The following is a 25943-nucleotide window of genomic DNA, read 5'->3' as shown; positions in this document are numbered from 1 at the left end:
CTATACGGCGGCGGTCACGTCCGGCTCCGGTGCCGCCGACCGGAATACCAGCCGGAACCGCACCACCACCGGCAGATCAGGCAATTCGACCGTCCCGCGGTACCGGGTCAGCGCGCCCGCGCCGAGCGCCCCGTACACCTCGCCGAGGTCGGTGTCGCCCGCGCACACGACGGTCACGATCAGGCGCGGCCGGTCGAGGCTGCCGGTGAGCCGGACCCGGACGTCGCGCACCCCCGCCAGCGCCCGCGCCTCCTGCCGCAGCCGCAGCGCCCCCGCGCGGGCGCGCACACGGGTCGCCCGGTCGACGTCCGGCCGCCACCGCTCGACGAGCGTCCGGAGCTGGACCATCAGCCACAGCGTCCCGGCGAACGCCACGATCTCGGCGAGCCCGGCCAGGGCGGGCAGGAACCACCCGTGGACCGCCGCGAACCGGTCGAGCGCGGGGTCGCGGACCGGGCGGGCCGGGTCCGCGTCGCCGAGCCGCAGGGCCAGCAGGCCGCAGCCGGCCAGCACGGCGCCGGTCGCCGCGAGGGGTATCCGCACGTCAGTCCCTCCGGCAGGTGAGCCGGACGGTCACCGGCGGCGGGACGAGCGGCGCCGCGCGCCGCAGCCGCACCTCCACCGCGCCCCGCACGAGCTCCGCGATGTTCGCCCGGTTCCGGAACCGGGTGGACGCGACGACCACCATCCCGACCCCCGGCCAGGGCCCCCACACCCGGACCCGCACGATCCCCGGCACGCCGCGCGCCGCGTCCGCGAGCGTCCGGCGCAGGTCCCGGCGGCGCAGGACGCCGGCGAGGCAGGGATCGGCCCCCGCGAGCGGGACGCCGCGCGTCCGGCCCGGCAGCGCCGCCGCCAGCAGCACGAGGCCCGCGAGCACCATGCCGCCCGCGGCGGCCCGCACCCGGGGATCCCCCCACGGCAGCGTGCGCAGCCGGGACAGGTTCTCCTCGGCACCCGGCACCGGGTGCAGCCCGGTCCCGAGCGCGACCGCGAGCAGCTCGACGGCCGCCGCCCCGGCGATCCCGGTGACCCCCAGCGCGGTCGTGAGCGCGACCATGGTGCGGCGGGGCCGCAGTTCCCGGGTCGCGAACCGGCGGGCGCGCCGCTCCGCGTCTCCCCGTGTCCCCCCGATGCGGTCCCCGACCAGTGATCCGGCCATCGTCACCCCCGTGAGCATCCGTCACCCATGGTGAGGCATCGTCACGGCGGAGGGAACGCGGCGTGCCGGGTTCAGCGGAAGACGATGGTCCTGTCACCGTTCAGCAGGATGCGATGCTCGGCGTGCCACCGGACGGCGCGGGCCAGCGCGAGGCACTCCACGTCGCGTCCGACGGCGACGAGCTCCTCGGGGCTGTGGGCGTGGTCGACCCGCGCGACCTCCTGCTCGATGATCGGGCCCTCGTCCAGGTCGGCGGTCACGTAGTGGGCGGTCGCGCCGATCAGCTTGACGCCGCGCGCGTGCGCCTGGTGGTAGGGGCGGGCGCCCTTGAAGCTCGGCAGGAACGAGTGGTGGATATTGATGATCATCCCGGGCAGTTTCGCGCAGAAGCCGTCCGACAGGATCTGCATGTAGCGGGCGAGGACGACGAGATCGGCGCGGTAGTGCTCGACGAGCGTCAGGACCTCCGCCTCCTGCGCCTCCCTGCCCCCGGGCCCCACGGGCAGGTGGTGGTAGTCGATCCCGTACGACTGGGTGAGCGGGCGCAGGTCGGGGTGGTTGGACACGACCCCGGCGATGTCGATGTCGAGGAGCCCGGACCGCGTCCGGAACAGCAGGTCGTTCAGGCAGTGCCCGCTCTTCGACACCATGATCAGGACGCGCGGCCGGGCGCCGAGGTCGTACAGCCGCCAGTCCAGCCCGAGTTCGGGCGCCAGGGCCGCGAACGCTGCCCGCAGCGCGTCGGCGTCGGCACCGCCGGGTGCGGAGAACTGCACCCGCATGAAGAACGTACCGGACTCCGCGTCGCCGAACTGCTGGCTCTCCACGATGTTGCAGCCCCGCTCGGCGAGCAGGCCCGAGACGGCGGCGACGATCCCCGGGCGGTCGGGGCAGGAGAGGGTCAGGACGTACTGGTTCACGGTCACGTTCTCATTCTGGGATCACGGAAGGTGCAAACGAGCTTACGCGGCCGTCCACCGCGCCCGCGTGCCGGACGGGCGCGCTACCGATCGGTAGTTTCAGACGACGCCATGGGGTTACGTTGACCTCCATGCGGCGATTCGGGATCACGGCAGTGGCGCTCGCCCTCGTTCTCGCGGGCTGTACGGAGACGCGGGACGGCGGGGGCAAGGACGGCGGGGACAGGCGTCCGGCGAAGGTGGACGGGATTCCGACCGCCGCCGGGACCCACAAGCAGAAGATGGACGTGGGGACGCCCGGCCATCGCGAGTACCTGCTGCACGTCCCGCCCAAGGTCGCGAACGGCGAATGGGAGGACGGCAGGCCCGCCGACAAGCCCGCGCTCGTGATCGCGCTGCACGGCGGCGCGGCGAACATGAGCCGGATGCGGTCGCTGACGGGGTTCGACGACCTGGCCGACAAGGAGGGGTTCCTCGTCGCCTACCCCGACGGGTTCATGACGACCTGGAACGCCGGGAGCTGCTGCGGTCCGGCCAAGCTGGGGAACATCAACGACGTCGGATTCCTGGGCGGGCTCATCGACAAGATCACGGGGGCGGGCCTCGCCGACCGGGACCGCGTGTACGTGACGGGGTTCTCCAACGGCGCCGGGATGGCCTACCGGCTCGCCTGCGAGAAGCCGGGCAAGGTCGCCGCGATCGGCGTCGTCGAGGGCGCGCTCGTGACGAAGTGCGACCCCGCGCGCCCCGTCTCGGCGATCATCTTCCACGGGACGGCCGATCGGAACGTGCCGTTCAACGGGGGCGGCCGCCGCGACTTCAACGACGCCCGCCCCTTCCCGCCGGTGTCCCAGGCGGTCGACTTCTGGCGCCGGGAGGCGGGCCTCCCGAAACTGGACGAGAAGGTGGACGGCGTCCGGGCGCTCAGCGACGGCACGGAGTGCAAGGCGACCGGCAAGGGGGCGCGGGGCGTCGAGGTGGCGCTGTGCCGGATCGACGGGGGGACGCACAGCTGGCCGCCCGGCGCGTCCGCCATGCTGTGGAAGTTCTTCGCGGACCACCCGCGCCCCCGATGAGCGGGCGATCCGCAAAGACATGAGATCTTTTCATATTAAGCGGTAGCATGTGCCGCGTGACCACCATGAACCTCCGTGACCGTTACGACACCGCGACCGCCGGACTCGAGGCGCCCTTCGCCGTCGTCGACCTCGCGGCCTTCCGCGCGAACGCGGCCGACCTCGTCCGGCGGGCGGGCGGCAAGCCGATCCGGGTGGCGAGCAAGTCGGTGCGCTGCCGCGCGCTGCTCGAGGCCGCCCTCGCCATGGACGGATTCGCCGGGATCATGGCGTTCACCCTGCCGGAGGCGCTCTGGCTCGCCCGGGAGGGGGTCTGCGACGACATCCTCGTCGCCTACCCGACCGCCGACCGCACCGCGATCGCCGCGCTGGCCGCCGACGAGGCCGCCGCCCGCGCCGTCACGCTGATGGTCGACTCCCCCGCGCACCTCGACCTGATCGAGGCGGCCGCCGGCGACCGCCGCGTCCGCGTCTGCGTCGACATCGACGCCTCCTACCGGCCGCTCGGCGGGAAGGTCCGGATCGGCGCGCTGCGCTCGCCGCTGCACACGCCCGCGCAGGTCGCCGCGTTCGCCGAGGAGATCCTCAAGCGGCCCGGCCTGCACCTGGCCGGGCTGATGGCCTACGAGTCGCAGATCGCCGGCGTCGGGGACGTGCCGCCCGGCCGGCCCGCGCGCGCCCGCGTCATCCGCGCCATGCAGCAGCGGTCCCGGCTGGAGCTGGCCCGCCGCCGCGCCGCGATCGTCCGGGCCGTCCGCGACCTGGCCGACCTCGAATTCGTCAACGGCGGCGGGACGGGCAGCGTCGAGACGACCGCCGCCGAACGCGCCGTCACCGAGGTCGCCGCCGGATCCGGCCTCTACCAGCCGCACCTGTTCGACCAGTACTCCAACTTCCGCGGCCGGCCCGCCGCGCTGTTCGCGCTGCCCGTCGTCCGCCGCCCCGGCCCCGGCGTGGTGACCTGCCTCGGCGGCGGGTACCTCGCGTCCGGCCCCGCCGACGCGATCAGGCTGCCGCAGCCGTACCTGCCGACCGGCCTGCGCTACGACGGCAACGAGGGCGCCGGCGAGGTGCAGACCCCGCTGCTCGGGCGCTCCGCCGACCTGCTGTCGCTCGGCGACCGGGTCTGGTTCCGGCACACCAAGGCCGGGGAGCTCTGCGAGCGGTTCGACGCCCTCCACCTGATCGACGGCGCGGAGTACGTCCGGACCGTCCCGACGTACCGGGGCGAAGGCCGCACGTTCCTCTAACGGCTTGTCGGAGCCACCGGCTAGGTTGGCCGGTATGAGCGACGCACCCCTGATCAGCGTGCGCGGCGAGGCGGTCCTGGAGGTCGAGCCGGAGATCGCCCGGCTGACGGTGCACGTCCAGTCCCGGGAGGACGACCGGCGCCGCGCCCTCGACCGCCTCGTCGAGCGCAACGAGCGATGCCTGGAGCTCGTCCGCTCCTACGGCGACGCCGTCGAGCGGCTGGAGACCGGCGGCCTCGTCGTCACGCCGCTGCTGAAGTACCGGCGGCGCGAGGGGGACGTGCGCGCCTACCAGGGCACCGTCCAGATCGGCGTCACGGTGTCCGACTTCACCGTGCTGGGCGAGCTCGTCACCCGGCTCGGCGATCTGGAGCGCACCGCCGTCCACGGCCCCGACTGGGCGCTGCGCCCCGGCAGCGACGTGTACGCGCGCGCCGCCCGGCAGGCCGTGCACGAGGCCGTCGCCCGCGCGCGCGGCTACGCCGACGCGCTCGGCTGCCGCCTCACCGGCCTGGTCGAGCTGTCCGACGAGAACCTCGCCCGCGCCGAACCCGAGCACGTCGCGTTCGCCGCCGCCTACGGCACCACCGGCGCCGACGAGCCGGAGGCGCTCGCCCTCGAACCCGAGACGCAGACCGTCCGCGCCGCCGTCGAGGCCAGGTTCACGACCACCGCCCCCGACCTGTCATGACCGGCGGCCCGCCATGACCGACCACCGGGGAGCGCCGCCCGCCGGCGTCTCGGCGGGCGCGGCGGCGAGCGCGCCCCCGATGACCGAGCCCTGCGCGCGGCTGGCGCCGGCCGGCGGCGTCCCGGGGGCCGGCGCGGCGGCGCCCGACCTGGACGTGTTCCTGACCGGCCAGGTCTTCATGGACATGATCTTCACCGGGCTGCCGGGGCTGCCGCCGCCCGGCACCGAGCTGGTCACCGACGGGCTCGGGTCCGCGCCCGGCGGCATCGCGAACATCGCCGTGGCGATGAGCCGGCTCGGGCTGCGCACCGGCCTCGCCGCGCCGTTCGGCGACGACATGTTCGGCACCTACCTGTGGCGGACGCTCGCCGAGCAGGAGAGCGTGGGGCTCGAGTGGTCCCGCCGGATCCCCGGCTGGTCCACGCCCGTGACGGTGTCGCTGGCGTACGCGTCCGACCGCAGCATGGTCACCTACACGCGGCCGCCGCCCGTCCCGGCCGACGAGCTCGTCGCGCCGCCGTCCGGGCCGGACGGCGCCACCGCCCCGCCGCGCAGCGCCACCTGCTTCGTCGATATCGACCGGCCCGTCCCCGGGTGGGCGCTGGACATGCGCGCCGCCGGGTCGCTCGTCTTCGCCGACCTCGGCTGGGACCCGACCGAGACGTGGTCCACCGACGTCCTCGACCGGCTCGCCGACGTGGACGTCTTCCTGCCGAACACCGTCGAGGCGATGGCCTACACGCGCACCGCGACCCCAGAGGACGCGCTCGCCGCGCTCGCCGAGCGGGTCCCCGTCGTCGTGGTGAAGCGCGGGGAGCGCGGCGCCATCGCGATCGACTCCACCACCGGGGAGCGGGCCGAGGCGGCGGCGCTGCCGGTCCGGGCGCTCGACCCGACCGGCGCGGGCGACGTGTTCGCGGCCGGCTTCGTGTTCGGGACCCTCGCGGACTGGCCCCTCGACCAGCGGCTGCACTTCGCGAACCTGTGCGCGGGGCTGTCCGTCCGGCACTACAGCGGGTCGCTCGGGGCGCCGTGCTGGGGCGAGGTCGCGTCATTCGGCGAGTCCGGCGAGGTCCCGCCCGAGGTGCTGGAACGGTACGCCTTCGTCGTCCCCTACATCCCCGAGACGGAGCTGGAGAGCGGCCCCGACTCGGTGGCGCGCGCCGAGCCCACGCTCAGATGACCGCCCGCACACGGCGGGACACGCCCGCGAAGGAGCCGAAGTGAAGATCGCGATCGTGGGGGCGGGCAGCGGCTACATGCCCGGCGTGATCCGGGGGCTGCTGCACCGCGCGGCCGACCTCGCGGGCACCGAGCTGGCGTTCCACGACATCGACGCCGACCACCTCGCGGTCATGGCGCGGCTCGCGCGCGCCATGTTCGCGGCGCGCGGCGCCGATCTCACCGTCGAGGCCCACACCGACCTCAAGGCCGCGCTGGACGGGGCGTCCTACGTCTTCACGACGTTCCGGCCCGGCGGCCTCGCGGCCCGGCACCTGGACGAGTCGATCCCGCTGCGGCACGGCGTCGTCGGCCAGGAGACGGCCGGGCCGGGCGGTTTCCTGATGGCGCTGCGGTCCGTGCCCGTCCTGCTGGACATCGCGGCGGCCGCCGGCCCGGACGCGTGGATCGTCAACTACACCAACCCGACGAACATCGTCACCGACGCCGTCGCGCGGCACACCGGCGCGCGCATCATCGGCCTGTGCGACCAGTTCGTGGGCGACACCGAGATGTGGGCGGGGCTCCTCGGCCTGCCCGCCGGGCGGCTGGAGGCCGACTGGATCGGCCTGAACCACGCCACCTGGGCGGAGCGGCTCCGGCTGGACGGCAGGGAACTCGACCTCCCGTCCCTCCTCGACGGCCTGGAGGTTCCCGGCGGCGGCGCCACCCCGTGGCGCGACCCGTCCCGGATGGCGGAGCTGGCGAAGACGCTCGGCTTCCTGCCGAACTCCTACGCGAAGTACTACTTCTTCCACGACGACGTCGTGGCGGAGCTGCGCGAGAAGGGCACGACCCGCGCCGAGGACATCCTGGCGGTGCTGCCCGCCTACTACGAGCAGGTCACCGCCGAGTCGCACAAGGCCGACCCCGACCCGTCGAGGGAGCGCGGCGGCGGCGAGCACGGCGAGTTCGCCGTGGACGTCATCTGCGCCCTGCACCGCGACGAGAACCGCCGGGTGATCGTCAACACCCGCAACAACGGCGCGATCTCCTCGCTCCCCGACGACGCGATCGTGGAGGTCCCCTCGCTGGTCGGCCGCTCCGGCCCCGTTCCGCTCACGATGGGCGCGCTGCCCGCGCCCGTCCGCGGCCTGACCCAGTCGATCCACGGCTACGAGCGGCTCGCGGCCGACGCCGCCGTCACCGGCGACCGCCGCACCGCCTTGCAGGCCCTGATGGCGCACCCGTTCGTGCGCGGCAAGCACACCGCCGAGAAGATCCTGGAGGAGGGCCTCGCCGCGCACCGCGCGCACCTGCCCCGGTTCGCCTGAACGGGCCGGGGGTCCGTCCCGTACCAGGGGACGTGGGAACAACGGGATGCGGCGCGTACCGCCTCGGCCTCGGCGTCTACGCCCTCGGGCGGCTGGCGCCGGCCGAGGCGGACGAGCTGAGCCTGCACCTGGACGGCTGCCCGCCGTGCCGGGCGGAGCTTGCGGAGCTGCGGGACGTCGCGGATCTGCTGGCGCGGTCCGTCCAGGCGACGGGGTCGGTGCGGCCCGCCGGGCCCGTCCGGCGCGACGACCCGCGGAGACGGCGAGGCGCCGGCCGCGGAGCGCGGTCCGGCGCCGTCCGGCCGGGGTTCAGCGGCGCCTGCTCCGCCGCCAGAGGACCAGGGCGGTCAGCGTGACCGCCACGCCGACACCGGCCAGCACGACGCGCTTGTCGAGCTGACCCGGCTCGCCGTCGCCGTCCTCCGTCCGCGCCCTGGCGCCGAGCACGCGCGCGACGTTGCCGGCCTCCTCCTTCAGGCGCTCGGCCCCCCGGTGCGCGACGTTCCGGGGGTTGACCCGGTCGGCGAGCTCGTCGATCGTCCGCGCGAGCTCCAGCCGGGTGCGCTCGATCTCCCGCTCCAGCGCCTCCGGGTCTCGGCCCTTGTCACCCATTCCCGTGTCCTCACCGTGTCGAGCGAAGCGTGATCCGAACAGTGTCGCAGGTCTTGTCCCGGAACGCCCCCCGTACCCCCAGCCGGTAGCGTGGGGGCCAGCATCGGATGGAAAGGCGGAACAAGGGTGTCCGAACGGCTGCAGCCCGGCGATGTCGCCCCGGATTTCGAGCTCCCCGACGCCGACGGGAAGCCGGTGTCGCTGGCGACCCTGCGGGGCCGGCGCGTGATCCTCTACTTCTACCCGGCGGCGATGACCCCCGGCTGCACCAAAGAGTCGGTCGACTTCCAGAGCAGCCTCGCCGAGCTCGAGGCGGCGGGCGTCACCGTGGTCGGTATCTCCCCGGACGCGCCGGCGAAGCTCGCGAAGTTCCGCGACAAGGAGGGCCTGGCCTTCCCGCTGCTGTCCGACCCGGAGGCCGCGACCCTGAAGGCGTACGGCGCGTACGGCGAGAAGAAGCTGTACGGGCGCGTCGTCGTCGGCGTCATCCGGTCGACGTTCGTCATCGGCGCGGACGGCACGGTCGAGAAGTCCTACTACAACGTGAAGGCCACCGGCCACGTCGACCGCCTCAGGCGCGACCTGGCGCTCTGACACCGCGACCGGTACCGGCGGCCGGTCCGGAGTGCGGGCGGGGGGATTCGAACCCCCACGGTGTCGCCACCAACAGGACCTAAACCTGCCGCGTATGCCATTTCGCCACGCCCGCGGGCGCCCCGGCCGGGGCGGGCTCAGCTTAGCGTCCCGGCCCGGGGCACAACACCGATATGCGACCGACCGGAACGCGGCAATTGGCGAGATTCTCATCAGTACGGTGTGATCTGGCTTACGCTTGACGCGTCCATGCTCGCGGCGACGGAGCGGTGAGGCCTTGATCGGGACCGTGACCGGAGCGTTCACCCATCGCGTGCTCCCGTACGCGGGGGTGGACGAGTACCTCGACGGAGCGATCCCGTTCGTCCGGGAGGGGATCGCGGCGGGCGACCGCGTCGTGTGCGTGTCGACCGTGGGCCGCGAGGAGCTGCTGCGCGACGAGCTGGGCGCCGCCGCCGGCGAGGTCGAGTTCGTCGACGCCGCCGCGTGGTACGGGCACCCGTCCCGGACGCTCGCCGACTGCCTCAGCGACGCCGACGCCAGCGCGGGCGAGGGGCGGCGGCTGCGGCTCCTCGGCGAACCGGTGTGGGCGTTCCGGTCGCCGCTCGAGGTCCTGGAATGGCAGCGGGCCGAGGCCATCCTCAACGTCGCGTTCCGCGACACCGGCGCGTCCCTGCTCTGCCCCTACGCGGCGTCGCTGCCACCGGGGGTGGTCGCGGCGGCCCGAAAGACGCACCCCGAGACGGTGCGCGGCGACCGGGCCAGCGCCAACCCCGGCTTCGTCGACCCGTGGGCGTTCAGCGCGCAGTGCGACGACGAGCCGCTGCCGAGCCCGCCGGACGGCACGTTCGCGCTGCGGATCGAGCGGCCCGACCTGTACTGGCTGCGCGCCTACGTCGCCGACCAGGTCCGGCACACCGCCCTGTCCGGCGAGGACCTGCAGCGCCTCCTCGTCGCCGTCACCGAGGTCGTCACGAACGCGCTGCGGCACGGCGAGCCGCCGATCGCCCTGCGCGTGTGGACGCGCGTGGACGCCGGCGAGCGCAGTCTCGTGTGCGAGGTGACCGACGCGGGCAGCTGGCGGGACGGCTCGGGCTACGGGCTGATCCCGCCGCGACCGGACCGGCGCACCGCCGCGCAGGGCCGGTTCGGGCTCTGGGCCGTGCGGCTGCTGTGCTCGCTCGTGCAGATCAGGACGGGCGAGGCCGGAACGACCGTCCGCATGTGGCTCCGCCTCCCCGGTCGCGACGGAGCGTGAGGATCCCCTCGCGATGGGCTTTCCAAATCCCGGTGGAGGCGTAGGCTGGACGGGTCCGGCCCCCACCCCCGATGGGCATTCCATGGACGCACCCTGGTTCGCCAAACGCCCCGTCAGCGACGTCCGACCCGGCGATCACGGCTGGCTGGCCTACGCCGGCGCCGAGGAGCGCGACCGGGTCATCGGCACCTTCGTCCGGGAGGGCCTGCGGCACAACGAGAAGGTCGTCTACGTCACCGACGCGCCCGCCGACGGGCTTCCCGGCCTCGACCGTCCGCTCGACGGCCACCGGATCGACGTCGGCGCCTACACCCGGATCGGGCAGCTCCGGGTGATCTCCCGCGCGGACGCCTGCCTCGACCGGCGCGGCGCGTTCGAGCCGGCGATGCTGGCCGACACGCTCGGCCGTGAGCTCGGCGGGGCGTTCGCGGAGGGGTTCCGCGCCGTCCGGCTGACGACCGACCACAGCTGGGCGCTGTCCGGGCCCGGCCGTGCGGACCTCGCCCAGATGCTGGGCTGCGAGCACCGGGTCGGCGACACGGTCGCGCCGAGCACGATGGCGATGGCGATCTGCCAGGTCGACCGGCGCACCTGCTCCGGGGCGGAGCTGCTGGCGCTGCGCGACACCCACGAGGTCCTCATCGAGGTCGACCCCGAGTTCGACGACGGCGTGCTGCGGATCGTCCGCACCTTCGAGCCGCACGGCCTGCGGCTGGAGGGCGAGCTGGACGGGGCCCGGCACACGGTCCTCGCCGAGCGGCTCGCGGCGGTGAACCGGGCGGGACGCCGCGTCCACCTGGACGTCGCGCGGCTGCGGTTCATCGACCTCGGCGGGCTGAACCTGCTCGCCCAGCACGCGCTGGCCCTGCCCGCCGACGAGGCGCTGGTGCTCGACCACCTCGCCCCCGACGTGGAGAACGTGATCGAGATGGTCGGCTGGCGCCGGCTGCCCGGCCTGGTCCGGGGCGCCGGAGCCGCCGGCGGGACGGAGGACCTCGGCCGATGACCCTTGACCACGCGGCGTGCCTGTACGGCGGCACGGACGACTTCCTCACCGTGGCGGTCCCGTTCCTGCGGGCGGGCCTGGAACGGGAGGAGGTGGTCGTCGCCGTGGCGGAGGAGCCGAATCTCGGCGCGCTGCGGGACGTCCTCGGCCCGGACGGCGGCACGGTCGCGTTCATCGACTCGGCCGGGTTCTACCGCCATCCCATCCACACGCTGCGCGACTACCAGGCGATCGCGAAGGAGAGCGCGCCCCGGCGGGTGTGCGCGCTGGCCGAGCCGGTGTGGTCCGGCTGGACGGAGCGGCAGACGCTCGAGTGGATCCGCTACGAGTCGCTCATCAATGTGGTGTTCGCCGACACCGACGCGCAGGCCATGTGCATGTACGACACCGGGCGGCTCCCGGAGGACATCCTGTTCGCCGCGCGCCGCACGCATCCCGGGCTGGTGCGGGAGGGCGCGAACAACGCCTACGTCGACCCGGAGGTGTTCGCGGCGGGCTGCGACCGGCGCCTGACGTTCGACCGGCCCGGCCACGCCGAGTACACCGCGATCGAGAGCGCCGACCTGCACCGGCTGCGGGCGTTCGTCGCCGGGCGGGCGGAGCGGCACGGCCTCGGCCGGCAGGCCGCCCGCAACCTCGTGACCGCGGTGAACGAGGCCGCGGCCAACGCGCTGCGGCACGGCGCCCCGCCGGTCGGGCTGTGGACGTGGCGGGACGGGGACACGCTCGTCTGCGAGGTCGGCGACCACGGGTACTGGCGGGCGGGGCCGCTCACGGGGTTCGTCCCCCCGGCCTCCGCGCTGCATCGCGGGTTCGGGTTGTGGACCGTTCGACTGCTCGTCGACCTGGTCGAACTCCGATCCGGATGGGACGGGACCTTTGTGCGAATGCACGTGCATCGGTAAACGTCTCACATACTGGCAAACCGCACCGCCCCTCCCGACTGCCTCCGCCGCGAGCCGCGTGTCATGCTGGAAACGGCTCCCGACCCGTGGTGGAAGGTGTGATGGACACCCTCTGGTCCGTGCGCAGGCCGGTCAGCGACCTGCGACCCGGCGATCACGCCTGCCTGGCGTACGCCGGGGAGGACGAGTTCCAGCACGTCGTCGGCGCCTACGTCCGGGGCGGGCTGCGCGCCCGCGAGGCGGTCCTCTACCTCACCGGCGACGCCGCCGCGGCGGTGCCGGGCGTCCCGCCGCGCGCCGCGCACCGGCTGCTCACGGTCATCGCCGCCGACGAAGGCCCGCGCGCCCGGCTCGACCCGGAGGCCGTGCGGGACGCGCTGGCCGCGGAGGTCGCCCGCGCCGACCGGCACGGCGTCCGCGCCGTACGGATCATCGCCGACCTGACCTGGGCGCTGCGCCGCCCGGACGGGCTGGAGGTCCTGCTCGCCTGCGAGGAGCACCTCGAGCGGATCACGGCGCCGAGCACCCGCGTCACCGCGATCTGCCCGCTGGACCGCCGCCGCTGTGACGCGGCGGACCTCGAAGCGCTGCGCGCGCGGCACGCCGTCCGCGCCGCGCCCGACCCCGAGTTCGAGGATCCCGTGCTCACGATCGTCCGGACCTTCCAGCCCGCCGGGCTCTCCCTGTCGGGGGAGCTCGACGCGTCCCGGCACGCGGTTCTCGACCAGGCCCTCGCCATCCTCCCGGCGGGCCGCGACATCCATCTCGACATGGCCGGGCTCGGCTTCATCGACCTCGGCGCCATCAACCTGCTCGCGGACGTCGCGGGCCGCGCCGGGACGGGCTCGGTCGTCCTCGACCGCATGGCGCCGGAGATGCGCGCCGTCCTCGACACGGTCGGCTGGGCGAGGCTGCCCGGCCTGCGCGTCGGCGCCCCGGCCTAACCGGCCGCCAGCACGTCCGGCAGGATCTCCGCGAGCGCGCGGAAGGCGAGGCCGCGATGGCTGATCGCGTCCTTCTCCGCCGGGGACAGCTCGGCGGCCGTGCGGGACTCCCCGTCTGGCACGAAGATCGGGTCGTAGCCGAAGCCGCCGGTGCCGCGCGGCGCCCGGATGATCCGGCCGGGCATGCGGCCCTCGACCGTGCGCTCGGCGCCGCCCGGCACGACGAGCGCCGCGACGCAGCGGAAGTGCGCGCCGCGCAGGTCGTCGGCGACGTCGGCGAGCTGGTCGAGGACGAGCCTGACGTTCGCGGCGTCCTTGTCACCGGAGGCGTCGCCGAAGCGGCCCGACCAGCGGGCGGACAGCACGCCCGGCATGCCGTTCAGCGCGTCCACGCACAGGCCGGAGTCGTCGGAGACGGCCGGCAGGCCGGTGTGCGCGGCGATGGCGCGGGCCTTGAGCAGCGCGTTCCCCGCGAAGGTCTGCTCCGTCTCGGGGATGTCCGGCGCGTCGGGGAACGCCTCCAGCCCGATGACGTCGACGTGCGCGTCCGCGAGGATGCGTCCCAGTTCGGCGATCTTGCCCGCGTTACGGGTCGCGAGAACGATCCGGCTCACCGGGCCAGCGCCTCCAGCTGGAGGCGGGTGAGCTCGGCGCAGCCGCCCGCGGCGAGGTCGAGCAGCGCGTCCAGCTCGGCCCGGTCGAACGGGGTGCCCTCGGCGGTGCCCTGCACCTCGACGAACCGGCCGTCGCCGGTGCACACGACGTTCATGTCGGTACCGGCGGCGGCGTCCTCCTCGTAGCAGAGGTCGAGCCGCGGCTCGCGGTCGACGACGCCGACACTGACCGCGGAGATCGACGTGACCAGCGGGTCGCCCTTGGTCAGCCGGCGCTCCCGCATCCAGGTGACCGCGTCGGCGAGCGCGACGTACGCGCCGGTGATGGCGGCGGTGCGGGTGCCGCCGTCGGCCTGCAGGACGTCGCAGTCCAGCTGGACGGTGTTCTCGCCGAGCGCCTTGAAGTCGACGCACGCCCGGATGGACCGGCCGATCAGCCGCGAGATCTCGTGCGTCCGCCCGCCGACCCGCCCCTTGATCGACTCGCGGTCGTTGCGGGTGTCGGTGGCGCGCGGCAGCATCGCGTACTCGGCCGTCACCCAGCCGAGGCCGCTCTCGCGCCGCCACCGGGGCACCGAGTCCTGGACGGACGCGGCGCACAGCACCCGCGTCCTGCCGAACTCGACGAGCACCGAGCCCTCCGCGTGGTCGAGCCACCCGCGCTGGATGCGGATGGGGCGGAGCTGGTCGAAAGCACGATCATCGGGACGGGCCATGCCGTCCACCTTAGTGCTCACAACTCGTAGCGGGCGCCGACCTCCGCGAGCTCGATCGGCCCGCCGAACCCGCTGGCCTTGGCCTCGGCGAGCGTCTCCGCGGGGTCGTTCCACGGCAGCAGGTGCGTGAGGACCAGCCGGGCGGCGCCGGCGCGCTGGGCGTGCTCGCCGGCCTCCCGGCCGGTCAGGTGCATGTCGGGCGGCAGGTCGGGACGGTCCTCGAACCCCGCTTCGCACAGGAACAGGTCCGCGTCCCGCGCGAGCCGCACCAGCACGTCGCTGCGTCCGGTGTCGCCGGAGTACGTCAGCACCTTGCCGCCGTGCTCGATCCGCAGCCCGTACGCCTCGACCGGATGGTTCATCAGCGCGGTCGTCACCGTGAAGGGACCGAGGGCGAACGGCCCGGGTTCGAACGGCCGGAACTCGAAGGTGTCGGTCATGCCGGGGTTCGGTTCCAGCTCGTACGCCTTGATCATGTGCTCGGCCGTGCCCTCCGGCCCGTACACCGGGATGCGGGGCGCCGGCCCGCCCGGACAGTACGTCCGCGCGATCCAGTACACCGTGAGGTCCAGGCAGTGGTCGGGGTGGAGGTGGGAGATGCAGACGGCGTCGATGTCGAGCACGCCGTGGAAGCGCTGGAGGCTGCCGATCGACCCGTTGCCGATGTCGAGCAGCATGGAGAAGCCGTCCGCCTCCACGAGATAGCTGGACGCGGGGCTGTCCGGCCCCGGGAAACTGCCGGAGCAGCCGATCACAGTGACCCGCACGCTCACTCCTCCTCTTGGTTCCCGAGGAATCAGGTCGTCAGAGCAGTGCTCTGGGTGGTCTCGACGGCGCCGATCTCCGGCCCGAGGAACCGGCGGCCGAGGGCGGCGAACACGTCGGGGTCGCCGGTCGTGCGGAACCGGTGCCGCGGTTCGGGCATCCCCTCCGCGCGGGCCAGTCCCCGGTCGTGCAGCACGCGATACACGTCCTTGGCGGTCTCGTCGGCACTTGAGACCAGTGTGACCCCGTCGCCGACGACATACGAGATGACGCCCGTCAGCAATGGGTAATGGGTGCAGCCGAGGATGAGGGTGTCGCACTCGGCGGCGATGATCGGCGCGAGGTAGTGGCGGGCGGCGTCGAGAAGCTCGTCCCCGCCCGTCACTCCCGCCTCGACGAACTCCACGAAGCGCGGGCAGGCCGCGGCGACGAGCTCGATGTGCGGGGCGGCGGCGAACGCGTCCTCGTAGGAGCGGCTGTTCACCGTCGCCTCGGTGGCGATCAGTCCCACCCTGCCGTTGGCGGTGGCGCGCGCCGCGCGCCGGGTCGCCGGGTTGATCACCTCGACGACCGGGACGTCGTAGCGTTCCCGGGCGTCCCGCAGCATCGCCGAGCTGGCGCTGTTGCAGGCGATCACCAGCATCTTCACGCCCTCGCCGACGAGCTCGTCCAGCATCTCCAGCGCGTACGCGCGGACCTCCGCGATCGGGCGGGGGCCGTACGGCTGGCGCGCCGAGTCGCCGAGGTAGAGGATCGGCTCGGCGGGCAGCTGGTCGAGGATCGCGCGGGCGACCGTGAGGCCGCCGAAGCTGCTGTCGAAGACCCCGATGGGCAGGTCGGCAGGGTCGGTGTCGGGCATGGTCCTACAGGCTAGGGGACGCGTCGCCGGAGGCGTACGTCTTGCGTCGGACATCACACGGAGCGGAGCGGGGACCGCTGCCCGTGATGTCGCAGCGGGGGCGGCGCGCTCGCGGCGCGGCTCAGCGGGCGCGGCCGACGCGGGCGATCTGGCGGCTCTGCGCGACGAGGCGCCCCGCGGAGTCCCAGACCTCGACCTCCTCGTCGAACCAGCCGCCCGCGAGGAGCCGGCCGCTGCCGTGCAGGGCGAGCCAGCCGGGCGCGGGAACGGCCCGCAGGTGCCAGGTCAGCTCGACGGTGGGGGCCCAGCCCTTGGCGCCGAGGTTGAGGGCGACGGGCGGGAGGGCGTCCACCGCGAGGGCGAGGGCGAACGCGTCGGGCTCGTGGCCGTCGTGCAGCCGGAACCAGGCGCGGGCCTCGGGGCGGCCGCTGGGCTTACCGTCGAGCCAGCCGACCGTGGCCTTGTCGAAACGCATGTCGACCTGATCGGCAAAGCCGCGCTCGGCGGCGGACGGCGGCTGGAAGGCGGTGCAGTCCTCCACGGCGGGCAGCGGCGGGGGCGCCTCGCCCGTCCAGTCCGGTTCGGTGCCGGCGTCCAGCGTGCCCGTGGTGATCATCGCGTCGACGAGCCGGTCGCCGTTCTGGACGAGCGACACCAGGTGGGTGCCGGCCGTCCGGCCCTCCTTGCGGGTGTCGACCAGTACCTCGGCACGGCCCGGCTTGGCGACCCGCAGGAAGTTCGCGGCGGTCGCGAGCGGGTGGGCGTGCGCCGACGCGTCGACCGCGGCGCGGCCGAGAACGGCCATCAGGTAGCCACCGTTGATCGCTTCGGCGAAGCCGTAGGCCCCGTCGAGCTCGACCTCGTAGCGGCCGTCCTCGATCTTCGTGATCGCGGTGGCGTCGCCGAACCGGCTCATCCGCACTCTCCCCAGCTGGTGCACCGTTTCTAGAATGACATTCGAGTAGGGACTCTACCCAGCCGAACGGCCCCGGGCAGCCGCCCGGGGCCGTTCCATCGGTCACACCCGCCTCAGGCCCAGAGCTGGCCCTCCAGGCGCGCCTCCGCCTCGTCCAGCGTGCCGCCGTAGGCGCCCGTGGACAGGTACTTCCAGCCGCCGTCCGCGACGATGAAGACGATGTCGGCGCGCTCGCCCGCCTTCACCGCCTTGTTCGCCATCCCGATCGCGGCGTGCAGCGCGCCGCCCGTCGAGACCCCCGCGAAGATGCCCTCCCGCTCCAGCAGCTCGCGGGTGCGGCGCAGCGCGTCCCGCGACCCGACCGAGAACCGGGTGGTCAGGACGGAGTCGTCGTACAGCTCGGGGATGAAGCCCTCGTCGATGTTGCGCAGCCCGTACACCAGCTCCCCGTAGCGGGGCTCCGCCGCGACGACCTTCACGTCCGGCACCCGCTCGCGCAGGTACCGGCCGACGCCCATCAGCGTCCCCGTGGTGCCGAGGCCCGCGACGAAGTGCGTGACCGTCGGCAGGTCGGCGAGGATCTCCGGGCCGGTCGTCTCGTAGTGGGCGAGCGCGTTGGCCTCGTTGCCGTACTGGTAGAGCATCACCCAGTCCGGGTTCTCCGCCGACAGGCGCTTGGCCACCCGGACCGCCTCGTTGGAGCCGCCCGCCGCCGGGGACGAGATGATCTCCGCGCCCCACATCTCCAGCAGCTGGCGCCGCTCGGACGAGGTGTTCTCCGGCATCACGCACACCATCCGGTAGCCGCGCAGCTTCGCGACCATGGCGAGCGAGATGCCCGTGTTGCCGGACGTCGGCTCCAGGATCGTGCAGCCGGGGGTCAGCAGCCCGTCCTTCTCCGCCTTCTCGATCATGTAGAAGGCGGGCCGGTCCTTCACGGACCCGGTCGGGTTCCGGTCCTCCAGCTTCGCCCAGATCCGGACGTCGGCGGACGGCGAAAGCCGGGGCAGACCCACGAGCGGCGTCCGGCCCAGCGAGTCCAGCAGCGAGTCGAAACGCATGGGTTCGTCCCAGTCCAGGCCGGTCTCAGCCGCCGGCGACGGCGGGCAGGATCGTCACGTTGTCGCCGTCGGCGACCTCGGTCTCCAGCCCGGCGAGGAAGCGGACGTCCTCGTCGTTCAGGTAGACGTTGACGAATTTGCGCAGGCCCTTGTCGTCCACGAGCCGGTCTCGCAGGCCGGGGTGGCGGACGTCCAGGTCGGCGAACAGCTCACCGAGCGTGCCGCCCTTGCCCTCGACGGCCTTGTCGCCGCCGGTGAGGTTACGCAGGATCGTCGGGATCCGGACCTCGATCGCCATCGCGATGATCTCCTTCTGCTCACAGGGGCTCGCCGCCCTCGGGTCACAACCGGGCGGCGAGCGGGGGAATTCCAGGCAAGATCAGGCGCGTCAGCGACAGTCGTAGACGACCTCGGCGCGCGAATGCCCGAACAGGAAGCTCTGCACGGGCGGCACGACGACGGAGCGGACCCGGCGCCGCGCGCCCGTCCGCTGCCCGTTCGTGCCCATGACGCCCAGTTTACCTGTCACCCGATCCGGCGCGCCTCACGCGTACGAGTCGACGATGGTGACCTCTTCTTCCGTCACGACGCCGTCGACGATCCGGTAGGAGCGGAACTCGACCTCGTCCTCGTCACGCGTGGAGACGAGCACGTAGTGGGCGCCCGGCTCGGCCGCGAGGGCGATGTCGGTCCGGGAGGGGTACGCCTCCGTGGCGGTGTGCGAGTGGTAGATCACGACGGCTTCCTCATCGCGGTCGTCCATCTCGTTCCACAGCTTGAGCTGCTCCATCGAGTCGAACTCGTAGAACGTGGGAGACCGCGCGGCGTTCATCATCGCGACGAACCGGACGGGCCGGTCCGAGCCGGCCGGCCCGGCCACGATGCCGCAGGCCTCGTCGGGATGGTCGGCGCGCGCATGCGCGACGATCTGGTCTACCAGTGCACGCTCGATCGTCAGCATGACGGGAAGGCTACCGCCGCCCGCCCGGCCCTCCGGCCAGGGGTGCGGCGAGCGGGACGTGCATCCGGATCACCGTCCCCGACGCGCCGGACCGGATCTCCACGATGTGGCAGAGCCGCCGCACCGCCCACATCGCCGCCTCGCCGCGGCGCGGCCCGGTCGGCGGCGCGTAGCCGAGGAACCGGTCGCTCAGCGCGCTGAGCGGGTCGACGACGTCGCAGACCAGCTCGCCGCCGGCGGCCCACACCCACAGCCGGCCCTGCCCGCCGCCCTCCCGGATGATGTTGGTGGCGACCTCGTTCACGGCCAGCACGAACGACAGCGACCGCTGCTCGGGCAGCCCGAGGCGCACCGCCTCGGCCTGCAGGAACGCCCGCAGGCCGGGCAGCCCGCCGCTCGTGAAGCCGCGCTCGGCCGCGTGCGCGGGCGGCGGCGCCAGCGGCTCCGCGTTGCACTCGGCGTAGTAGCCGGCCGGATCGGTGAACCGGCCGCTCGGCGTAGAGCCGCGCGGCCCTGACAGCTCCGGGTGGGTGCGGGGCACCTCGTCCAGGACGGCCCCGGGCAGCCGCGCGTCGTACGCGCACAGGAAGGTGGACGGGCTGCCCGCGAACGCCGCGTTCAGCAGCGACTCGTGGCGGTGCCACTCGCGGATCTCCAGCGGCGACCGCCCCGCCCAGGGCGGCTCGGCGAGCAGGAGCAGCCGGCCGCGCGGCCACCACTGCTCCCGCGTCCGGTCGTAGTAGGCCGCGAGCGTGGCCATCGGACCGGTGAACCACTCCGCCGCGTCGATGAACTCGATCGCCCGAGCGGTCCCGGGGTCCAGCTCCGCGCGCAGCAGGTCCGCCCGCTCCGGCGCGACGATGGCCACGAGGGCGTCGCCCGCCCGCCGTCCCTCCCGCAGGCACGGCACGACCGTCTCGGCGAAGTCGCGCTCCGACCCGTAGACGAGCGCCCGGTGGATCAGGCCGCGCGTCGCGGCCCCGCCCTTGGTGAGCCCCTCCCCCGTGGACCCCTTCGACCTCATCGGACGCTCTCCCGGACGGTGCCGGGGAACGCGCCGGGGCGCGGGGCACCGGCCATGCTGGGCCGATCGCCGCTCATGGCGCCTCCTGATCCCGTGGGGCGGCCGCCACTCCACGGCGAATCCCGGCATTCCGGTCCGCCCAACGTACCAACCGGTATCCGGACGGCACAGCGCTCCGCCCCGGCGCGTCGGGCGGCACGTCAGGAGGCACGTCAGGCAGAGCCCTCCCCGGCCACCGCACCGGACCCGCCGGCGGCCTTCTGGGCGATGCCCGGAGCGGACATGGCAGCCTCCCAGGTCGGCCCGCGGGGCGGGCACCGATGTCCCCTGGGAGCAGCTAACACCACGCAATGCACTGAAATCCGGACGATGCGTGATATCGCCCATGGCCGAGTCCGGCCGCGTCACCAGACGGCGCGCACGAGGCTCTCCTGCAGCATCGTCAGCCAGTCGTACGCCGCGAACATCGGCAGCCGCGGGTCGCGCGGATCGAGGTCGTCCAGCTCCTCGTACCACTCCTCGCCGATGTCGAGGCGGGTGCCGAGCGCCAGCCGAAGATCGTTCACCGCCCGCAGCCACGCCTGCGCCTCGTCCGGCGTCAGCAGGACCTCGGCATCGCCACCGCCCGGCGCCGCGTCCTCGTGCGCCGCGCCCGCCTTCAGGGAGGACAGCACGGCGTTCGCGGCGTCGCGCTTGCCGTCCCGCAGCCCGATCTCGGTGTACCGGCGGAACTCCCCCGCCGCCTCGCCGTCGTCGCGGTACGCGTCCGGGAACAGCCGCGCCAGGACGGGATCGTCCGGCAGGGCGGCGTCCTCGGCGATGCCCACCGAGGCGAGCTCCCCGCCGGCGCCCGGCGTCTCCCCGAGCAGCTCGATCAGCTGCTCCATGAGCGTCCGGACGAGCGACGCCTCCGCCGCCTCCAGCTCCACCGCGACGCCGTCCGGCGTCCTGCGCACCCGGCTCATCAGTCGTCCCGCTTCACGGTCGCCCACAGCCCGTAGGAGTGCAGGATCTCCACGTCGCGCTCCATCTCCTCACGGGTCCCGTTCGCGACGACGGCACGACCCTTGTGGTGGACGTCCAGCATCAGCTTCTCGGCCTTCGTCTTGGGATAGCCGAACACCGTCTGGAACACGAACGTGACGTACGACATGAGGTTGATCGGGTCGTTCCAGACGATCGCCAGCCAGGGCCGGTCGGCGCCCAGATCATGCTCGATGTCCGGCCGGTCGAGCTCGACCGGCGCGGGGGCGGTGCTCATCGCCGCGCCCCCTCCCCGCCGCTCTCACGCGTGAACATCCGCGACGATCTCCCCTCTCCCCGTCGTCGCCACCGCCCCCGGAGGACGCATGCGGTGGCCTGCACATCCATGGTGCACACACGGGGGCTTAGGGTGCCACTCGTGGACCTCGACGGCACGGCACTGCGGACCGACCGCTACGAACTGACCATGCTCCAGGCCGCGCTGCGCAGCGGCACCGCGGAGCGCCGCGCGGTCTTCGAGGTGTTCGCCCGCAGCCTGCCCGCCGGCCGCCGCTACGGCGTCGTGGCCGGGACGGGCCGGCTCCTCGACGCGATCGAGGCGTTCCGGTTCGACGCGGCGGAGCTGGAGTTCCTCACCGCGAACGGCATCGTGGACGAGCCGACCGCGCGGTGGCTGGAGACGTACCGGTTCACCGGGAGCGTCCGGGGCTACGCCGAGGGCGAGTGCTACTTCCCCGACTCCCCCGTCCTCACCGTCGAGGGGACGTTCGCCGAGGCGGTGCTGCTGGAGACGCTGGTCCTGTCGGTCCTGAACCACGACTGCGCCATCGCGTCCGCCGCGTCCAGGATGGTGCGGGCCGCGCAGGACCGTCCGATCATCGAGATGGGGTCGCGCCGCACCCACGAGGAGGCCGCCGTCGCCGCGGCCCGCGCCGCCTACATCGCGGGCTTCACCACCACGTCCAACCTCCAGGCCGGCCGCCGCTACGGCGTCCCGACGGCCGGGACCAGCGCCCACGCGTTCACGCTGCTGCACGACAGCGAACGGCACGCGTTCGAGGCGCAGCTCGCGTCCCTCGGCGCCTCGACGACGCTCCTCGTCGACACCTACGACGTGGAGCGGGCGGTGCGGACGGCGGTGGAGCTCGCCGGCACGTCCCTCGGCGCCGTCCGGATCGACAGCGGCGACCTCGGCACCGTCGCGACCGAGACGCGCGCGCTCCTCGACTCCCTCGGCGCCACCGGCACCCGCATCGTGGTGACCGGCGACCTCGACGAGTACGGCATCGCGGCCCTCGCCGCCACCCCCGTCGACGGCTACGGCGTCGGCACGTCCCTGGTCACCGGGTCCGGCGCCCCGACCGCCTCCCTCGTCTACAAGCTCGTCGCGCGCTCGGACGGCCCGGAACCGGACGCCCCGATGCGCGCGGTCGCCAAACGCTCCACGGGCAAGCCGACCCGGGGCGGCCGCAAGACCGCCGTCCGCCGCATCGACGGCCACGGCACCGCCCGCACCGAAGAGATCTGCACGGGCGAGCCGGCCTCCGGCGCCCGCGACCGCGTCCTCCAGGTCCCCCTGGTGGAGAACGGCGAGATCGTCGGCCGCGAGCCCCTTCGGGCGGCGCGCGACCGGCACGCCCGCGCGCTCGACGAGCTCCCGCCGACGGCCCATCAGCTCTCCCGTGGCGAACCGGCGATCCCGACGGAGTTCACCGAGGGCGGCCCGCGCCCGTGATCCGCCCGCGCCTCGATCGGAAAAGGCTGGGATAGCGTTCCCCATGTCGGGGGACAACCGGATGAGGCACCGGGCAGAGGAGCGGTCATGGGCAAGAAGGCTCTGATCATCGTGGACGTGCAGAACGACTTCTGCGAGGGCGGGTCGCTCGCCGTCGGCGGCGGCGCGGACATCGCCACCGCCATCTCCGGCCACGTGGCCGGGCACGAATCCGACTACGCGCACATCGTCGCGACACGCGACTTCCACCTCGACCCCGGCGACCACTTCGCCGAGGCCCCCGACTTCGTCGACACCTGGCCGCCGCACTGCGTGATCGGCACCCCCGGCGCCGACTTCCACCCCAACCTCGTCCTCGCGCCGATCGAGACCGTCTTCAGCAAGGGCCGCGAGAGCGCCGCCTACAGCGGCTTCGAGGGCGTCTCGGACGACGACGTCCCGCTCGCCGACTGGCTGGGCGCCCGGGGCGTCGACACCGTGGACATCGTCGGCATCGCCACCGACCACTGCGTCCGGGCGACCGCCGTGGACGCCGTCCGCGCCGGGCTGGCGACCACCGTCCTCCTCGACCTCACCGCGGGGGTGAGCAAGGCGACCGTCGACCGCGCCCTGGCCGAGCTCGACGCGGAGGGCGTCCGCCTCACCGGCGCCCCGGTCGTGGGCGCGTGAGCGCACCGGAGATCGTCCTCGTCGCCGGGGTCTCCGGCAGCGGCAAGACCACCGTCGGACGCCTCCTCGCCCACCGCCTCGGCTGGGACTACGCCGAGGCGGACGACTTCCATTCGCCCGCCAACGTCGCCAAGATGCGGGCGGGCACCCCGCTGACCGACGCCGACCGCGGCCCCTGGCTGGACGCCATCGCCGCCTGGGCCGACGACCGCCTGGCGACCGGCCGTCCGGGCGTCGTCACGTGCTCCGCCCTGAAACGGGCCTACCGCGCCCGGCTGACGCACGGCCGCGACGGGATCCGGATCGTCCTCTTGGACGGCGACCCCGAGCTCTTGGCCGCCCGCATCCAGGCCCGCTCCGGTCACTTCTTCGACCCGGCCCTCCTGGAGAGCCAGCTGGCGACCCTGGAACCCCCGGCCCCCGGCGAGGACGTCCTCACCGTGTCCGTGGCGGGCACCCCGGACGAGATCACCGACCGGATCCTGCGCGAACTGGCCCTCCCCACCCCCGCGTGACCCCCGACCGCGGCACCGACACGCCGCGCGCGCCGGATCCGCTCGCGGGAGGCGGGGAGGGGCGGTCAGGAGCGGCGCTTGGCCGCCCATTCGCGGATCTTGGCGATGCGCTTGCGGACGTCCTCGGCACTGGCCTGCGCGATGGCGGGGCCGCCGCAGGCGCGCCGCAGCTCCGTGTGGATGACGCCGTGCGGCTGACCGGTGCGGTGGTTCCACGCCCCGACGAGGCCCTGGAGCTCGCGGCGCAGATCGGCGACGTTCTCGGCGGCGGTGCGGTCGTCGCGGGGGTCACCGGTCTTCTGGCGCTTGCGCTCCCCGGCGATCTGGTCGGCCTGCCGCTTGCGCAGCAGCGCGGTCACCTGCTCCGGCTCCAGCAGCCCCGGGATGCCGAGGAACTCCTCCTCCTCGGCGGAACCGGGAAGCGCCTGCATGCCGAACTCGCCGCCGTCGTACAGGACGCGGTCGAACGTCGCCGACGCCTCGACCGTCTCGAACGCGAGCTCCTCCCCCACGGCGTCGGGGGTGTCCTTCTGCCGGTTGGCCTCGGCCAGGAGGTCGTCGTCGAGCCCGTCCTCGCGGACCGGGCGGTCGAGGACGTGGTCGCGCTCGGCCTCCATCTCCGCCGCGTGGCCCATCAGGGTCGGGACCGACGGCAGGAAGACCGAGGCGGTCTCGCCGCGCCGGCGGGCACGGACGAAGCGCCCGATGGCCTGGGCGAAGAACAGCGGCGTGCTCGTGGACGTGGCGTACACCCCGACGCACAGGCGGGGGATGTCGACGCCCTCCGACACCATGCGGACGGCGACCATCCACCGGTCGTCGGACTCGCCGAACCGCTTGATCTTCTTCGAGGCGGTCGGGTCGTCCGACAGCACGATCGCCGCGCCCTGCCCCGTCACGGCGCGCAGCATCTTCGCGTAGGCGCGCGCCGCCTCGTGGTCGGTCGCGATGACGAGGCCGCCCGCGTCCGGGATCGCGCGGCGCAGCTCGGTCAGCCGGCGGTCGGCGGCGGCGAGGACCTGCCCCATCCAGTCGCCCTTGGGGTCGAGCGCGGCCCGCCACGCCTGCGCCGTCTGGTCCTGCGTGAGGGGCTCGCCGAGGGTCGCGGTGATCTCGTCCCCGGCCCGGGTGCGCCAGCGCATCTCGCCCGCGTACGCCAGAAAGATCACCGGGCGGACGACGCCGTCCGCGAGCGCCGGCCCGTACCCGTAGGTGTAGTCGGCCCGGCTGCGCCGGATGCCGTCCGGCCCCTCCTCGTAGGTGACGAACGGGATCGGGTTGATGTCGGTGCGGAACGGCGTGCCCGACAGCCCGAGCCGCCGCGCCGCGGGCTCGAACGCCTCGCGGACGGCGTCGCCCCACGACAGCCCGTCGCCCGCGTGGTGCACCTCGTCGAAGATCACCAGTGTCTTGCGCGCCTCGGTGCGGTTGCGGTGCAGCGCCGGGCGCGCCGCGACCGTCGCGTACGTGACCGCGATCCCGTCGAACTCCTTGCCGACCGGCCCCTGGCCGTTCTGGTACTCGGGGTCGATCTTGATGCCGACGCGGGCGGCGGACTCCGCCCACTGCCGCTTCAGGTGCTCGGTGGGGCAGACGATCGTGATCGCGGCGATGATCCGGCGGTCCATCAGCTCGCGCGCGAGGCGCAGCGCGAACGTGGTCTTACCGGCGCCGGGCGTCGCGACGGTGAGGAAGTCGCGTGGCCCCGGGGCCCGGCCGTCCGGACCGAAATAGGCCTCCAGCGCCTGCTGCTGCCAGGCGCGCAGGGACGACGCGGTCCCCCAGGCGGCCCGTTCCGGGAAGGCCGGGGGCATGCTCGATGCGGCGAAGGTGCTCACGGTCATCGAAGGCTACCGAGCCCGGGTGACAGATCGCGCCGCGCACATCACTCCTGTGCCGATTCGCACACCTTTTTCGCGCCCCGGTCCACGCCGGGGACGCCTCACTCGCCGTTCTTGTCCCCGCCGGACTGCATCGACTCGTAGATCTCCTTGCACTCCGGGCAGACCGGGTACTTCTTCGGGTCGCGGTTCGGCACCCAGACCTTGCCGCACAGCGCGATCACCGGCGTGCCCGTCACCGCGCTCTCGGTGATCTTGGCCTTCTTCACGTAGTGGGCGAACCGCTCGTGGTCGCCGTCGCCGTGCGAGAGGTCGGGCCGTACGTCGCGCTCGGTCGTGCTATCGGGAAGGATCTTGGTGCTCACGTGCC

The 25943-nt window shown here is 73.8% G+C and carries 31 protein-coding genes and 1 tRNA gene; 14 read left to right on the top strand and 18 right to left on the bottom strand.

The genetic code is table 11. The features are described 5' to 3' along the window. From IE99_RS0114275 to purU, 3 genes are all read right to left on the bottom strand, one after another. Positions 1–543 carry a hypothetical protein gene (locus IE99_RS0114275; protein WP_030169635.1) on the bottom strand — a complete coding sequence of 181 codons (543 nt, stop codon included), beginning with the start codon at positions 541–543 and terminating at the stop codon, positions 1–3. A gap of 1 nt (position 544) precedes the next feature. Next, positions 545–1162 (bottom strand): DUF6286 domain-containing protein, encoded by a 618-nt coding sequence (locus IE99_RS0114270; RefSeq protein WP_030169633.1) that lies wholly within the window; start codon positions 1160–1162, stop codon positions 545–547. A gap of 71 nt (positions 1163–1233) precedes the next feature. Continuing rightward, the gene (gene purU, locus IE99_RS0114265) at positions 1234–2088 is read right to left on the bottom strand and encodes a formyltetrahydrofolate deformylase (protein ID WP_030169632.1); all 855 of its coding nucleotides are present in this window, start codon (positions 2086–2088) and stop codon (positions 1234–1236) included. Positions 2089–2213: 125 nt separating this feature from the next. Between purU and IE99_RS0114260 the strand changes: the two genes are divergently transcribed. From IE99_RS0114260 to IE99_RS31155, 6 genes are all read left to right on the top strand, one after another. After that, the gene (locus IE99_RS0114260) at positions 2214–3158 is read left to right on the top strand and encodes a CE1 family esterase (protein ID WP_037559381.1); all 945 of its coding nucleotides are present in this window, start codon (positions 2214–2216) and stop codon (positions 3156–3158) included. Between the two features lie 65 nt (positions 3159–3223). Continuing rightward, on the top strand, positions 3224–4408 hold the full coding sequence (locus IE99_RS0114255) for an amino acid deaminase/aldolase (protein ID WP_030169627.1): 1185 nt from the start codon (positions 3224–3226) through the stop codon (positions 4406–4408). A gap of 34 nt (positions 4409–4442) precedes the next feature. After that, positions 4443–5099: an SIMPL domain-containing protein gene (locus IE99_RS0114250; protein ID WP_030169625.1), complete on the top strand. Its 657-nt coding sequence runs from the start codon at positions 4443–4445 to the stop codon at positions 5097–5099. Between the two features lie 13 nt (positions 5100–5112). Further along, on the top strand, positions 5113–6282 hold the full coding sequence (locus tag IE99_RS0114245; protein ID WP_245623201.1) for a carbohydrate kinase family protein: 1170 nt from the start codon (positions 5113–5115) through the stop codon (positions 6280–6282). 40 nt (positions 6283–6322) lie between these two features. Next, positions 6323–7594 (top strand): family 4 glycosyl hydrolase, encoded by a 1272-nt coding sequence (locus tag IE99_RS0114240; RefSeq protein ID WP_030169619.1) that lies wholly within the window; start codon positions 6323–6325, stop codon positions 7592–7594. 32 nt (positions 7595–7626) lie between these two features. Beyond that, positions 7627–7950: an anti-sigma factor family protein gene (locus IE99_RS31155; protein ID WP_169744428.1), complete on the top strand. Its 324-nt coding sequence runs from the start codon at positions 7627–7629 to the stop codon at positions 7948–7950. On the opposite strand, the gene IE99_RS0114235 is transcribed toward IE99_RS31155, so the two are convergent. Further along, positions 7904–8206, bottom strand: a complete 303-nt coding sequence (locus IE99_RS0114235) for a DUF3618 domain-containing protein (protein ID WP_030169616.1) — start codon at positions 8204–8206, stop codon at positions 7904–7906. The genes IE99_RS31155 and IE99_RS0114235 overlap by 47 nt on opposite strands. A gap of 126 nt (positions 8207–8332) precedes the next feature. On the opposite strand from IE99_RS0114235, the gene bcp reads away from it, so the two are divergent. Continuing rightward, positions 8333–8800, top strand: coding sequence for a thioredoxin-dependent thiol peroxidase (gene bcp / locus IE99_RS0114230; protein ID WP_030169601.1), 468 nt, complete (start codon positions 8333–8335; stop codon positions 8798–8800). A 32-nt stretch (positions 8801–8832) separates the two neighbouring features. Here bcp and IE99_RS0114225 read toward each other — a convergent pair. Beyond that, positions 8833–8915: transfer RNA gene (locus tag IE99_RS0114225), tRNA-Leu, on the bottom strand. A gap of 174 nt (positions 8916–9089) precedes the next feature. Between IE99_RS0114225 and IE99_RS0114220 the strand changes: the two genes are divergently transcribed. The 4 genes from IE99_RS0114220 to IE99_RS0114205 all read left to right on the top strand — a co-directional run bounded on the left by IE99_RS0114220 (position 9090) and on the right by IE99_RS0114205 (position 12913). Then, positions 9090–10058: an anti-sigma factor RsbA family regulatory protein gene (locus IE99_RS0114220; protein ID WP_030169598.1), complete on the top strand. Its 969-nt coding sequence runs from the start codon at positions 9090–9092 to the stop codon at positions 10056–10058. Between the two features lie 82 nt (positions 10059–10140). Beyond that, complete coding sequence (locus IE99_RS0114215) at positions 10141–11064, top strand: MEDS domain-containing protein (RefSeq protein ID WP_030169595.1); 924 nt, start codon at positions 10141–10143, stop codon at positions 11062–11064. Next, positions 11061–11969, top strand: coding sequence for a sensor histidine kinase (locus IE99_RS0114210; RefSeq protein ID WP_030169591.1), 909 nt, complete (start codon positions 11061–11063; stop codon positions 11967–11969). Before IE99_RS0114215 ends, IE99_RS0114210 begins: the two co-directional genes overlap by 4 nt. A 101-nt stretch (positions 11970–12070) precedes the next feature. Further along, positions 12071–12913 carry an MEDS domain-containing protein gene (locus IE99_RS0114205; RefSeq protein WP_030169587.1) on the top strand — a complete coding sequence of 281 codons (843 nt, stop codon included), beginning with the start codon at positions 12071–12073 and terminating at the stop codon, positions 12911–12913. Here IE99_RS0114205 and rdgB read toward each other — a convergent pair. The 11 genes from rdgB to clpS form a co-directional block, all read right to left on the bottom strand. Beyond that, positions 12910–13527 (bottom strand): RdgB/HAM1 family non-canonical purine NTP pyrophosphatase, encoded by a 618-nt coding sequence (rdgB, locus tag IE99_RS0114200; RefSeq protein ID WP_030169584.1) that lies wholly within the window; start codon positions 13525–13527, stop codon positions 12910–12912. The two genes, IE99_RS0114205 and rdgB, sit on opposite strands and share 4 nt — an antisense overlap. Beyond that, positions 13524–14243 carry a ribonuclease PH gene (gene rph / locus IE99_RS0114195; RefSeq protein ID WP_030169581.1) on the bottom strand — a complete coding sequence of 240 codons (720 nt, stop codon included), beginning with the start codon at positions 14241–14243 and terminating at the stop codon, positions 13524–13526. Before rph ends, rdgB begins: the two co-directional genes overlap by 4 nt. Positions 14244–14260: 17 nt before the next feature. Next, the gene (locus IE99_RS0114190) at positions 14261–15010 is read right to left on the bottom strand and encodes an MBL fold metallo-hydrolase (RefSeq protein ID WP_030169579.1); all 750 of its coding nucleotides are present in this window, start codon (positions 15008–15010) and stop codon (positions 14261–14263) included. 29 nt (positions 15011–15039) lie between these two features. After that, a complete protein-coding gene (murI, locus tag IE99_RS0114185) occupies positions 15040–15867 on the bottom strand; it encodes a glutamate racemase (protein WP_030169576.1) in 828 nt (275 codons plus the stop codon). Between the two features lie 121 nt (positions 15868–15988). Further along, a complete protein-coding gene (locus IE99_RS0114180) occupies positions 15989–16783 on the bottom strand; it encodes a thioesterase family protein (protein WP_030169573.1) in 795 nt (264 codons plus the stop codon). Positions 16784–16896: 113 nt separating this feature from the next. Then, positions 16897–17844, bottom strand: a complete 948-nt coding sequence (locus tag IE99_RS0114175) for a PLP-dependent cysteine synthase family protein (protein ID WP_030169570.1) — start codon at positions 17842–17844, stop codon at positions 16897–16899. Positions 17845–17869: 25 nt separating this feature from the next. Next, positions 17870–18142, bottom strand: coding sequence for a MoaD/ThiS family protein (locus IE99_RS0114170; protein WP_030169567.1), 273 nt, complete (start codon positions 18140–18142; stop codon positions 17870–17872). Positions 18143–18388: 246 nt separating this feature from the next. Then, complete coding sequence (locus IE99_RS0114160) at positions 18389–18805, bottom strand: M67 family metallopeptidase (protein ID WP_030169565.1); 417 nt, start codon at positions 18803–18805, stop codon at positions 18389–18391. Between the two features lie 10 nt (positions 18806–18815). After that, the gene (locus IE99_RS0114155) at positions 18816–19829 is read right to left on the bottom strand and encodes a sensor histidine kinase (protein ID WP_051712498.1); all 1014 of its coding nucleotides are present in this window, start codon (positions 19827–19829) and stop codon (positions 18816–18818) included. Between the two features lie 404 nt (positions 19830–20233). Continuing rightward, on the bottom strand, positions 20234–20794 hold the full coding sequence (locus tag IE99_RS0114150) for a DUF2017 domain-containing protein (protein ID WP_030169560.1): 561 nt from the start codon (positions 20792–20794) through the stop codon (positions 20234–20236). Continuing rightward, on the bottom strand, positions 20794–21090 hold the full coding sequence (gene clpS / locus IE99_RS0114145; protein WP_030169552.1) for an ATP-dependent Clp protease adapter ClpS: 297 nt from the start codon (positions 21088–21090) through the stop codon (positions 20794–20796). The genes IE99_RS0114150 and clpS overlap by 1 nt, the downstream gene beginning before the upstream one ends. Positions 21091–21198: 108 nt before the next feature. Here clpS and IE99_RS0114140 point away from each other — a divergent pair, with 108 nt between their 5' ends. The 3 genes from IE99_RS0114140 (at position 21199) to IE99_RS0114130 (ending at position 23732) form a co-directional block, all read left to right on the top strand. Continuing rightward, positions 21199–22548 carry a nicotinate phosphoribosyltransferase gene (locus IE99_RS0114140; protein WP_051712497.1) on the top strand — a complete coding sequence of 450 codons (1350 nt, stop codon included), beginning with the start codon at positions 21199–21201 and terminating at the stop codon, positions 22546–22548. A gap of 87 nt (positions 22549–22635) precedes the next feature. After that, on the top strand, positions 22636–23217 hold the full coding sequence (locus IE99_RS0114135) for an isochorismatase family protein (RefSeq protein WP_030169550.1): 582 nt from the start codon (positions 22636–22638) through the stop codon (positions 23215–23217). Beyond that, positions 23214–23732, top strand: a complete 519-nt coding sequence (locus IE99_RS0114130) for a gluconokinase (protein ID WP_030169549.1) — start codon at positions 23214–23216, stop codon at positions 23730–23732. Before IE99_RS0114135 ends, IE99_RS0114130 begins: the two co-directional genes overlap by 4 nt. A 65-nt stretch (positions 23733–23797) precedes the next feature. Here the strand turns inward: IE99_RS0114130 and IE99_RS0114125 are convergent, their stop codons facing one another. Together IE99_RS0114125 and IE99_RS0114120 are read right to left on the bottom strand one after the other, a co-directional pair. Then, entirely contained in the window at positions 23798–25546 is a 1749-nt protein-coding gene (locus tag IE99_RS0114125; protein WP_037559409.1) for a DEAD/DEAH box helicase, read from the bottom strand. A gap of 128 nt (positions 25547–25674) precedes the next feature. Next, positions 25675–25938, bottom strand: a complete 264-nt coding sequence (locus tag IE99_RS0114120) for a DUF3039 domain-containing protein (protein ID WP_030169543.1) — start codon at positions 25936–25938, stop codon at positions 25675–25677. Between the last annotated feature and the right edge of the window lie 5 nt (positions 25939–25943).

It is taken from the genome of Spirillospora albida, from assembly GCF_000718255.1.
GTDB classification, from domain to species: domain Bacteria; phylum Actinomycetota; class Actinomycetes; order Streptosporangiales; family Streptosporangiaceae; genus Spirillospora; species Spirillospora albida.
Note: the sequence above shows the minus strand (reverse complement) of the source record. Positions and strands in the feature narration are given on the sequence as shown.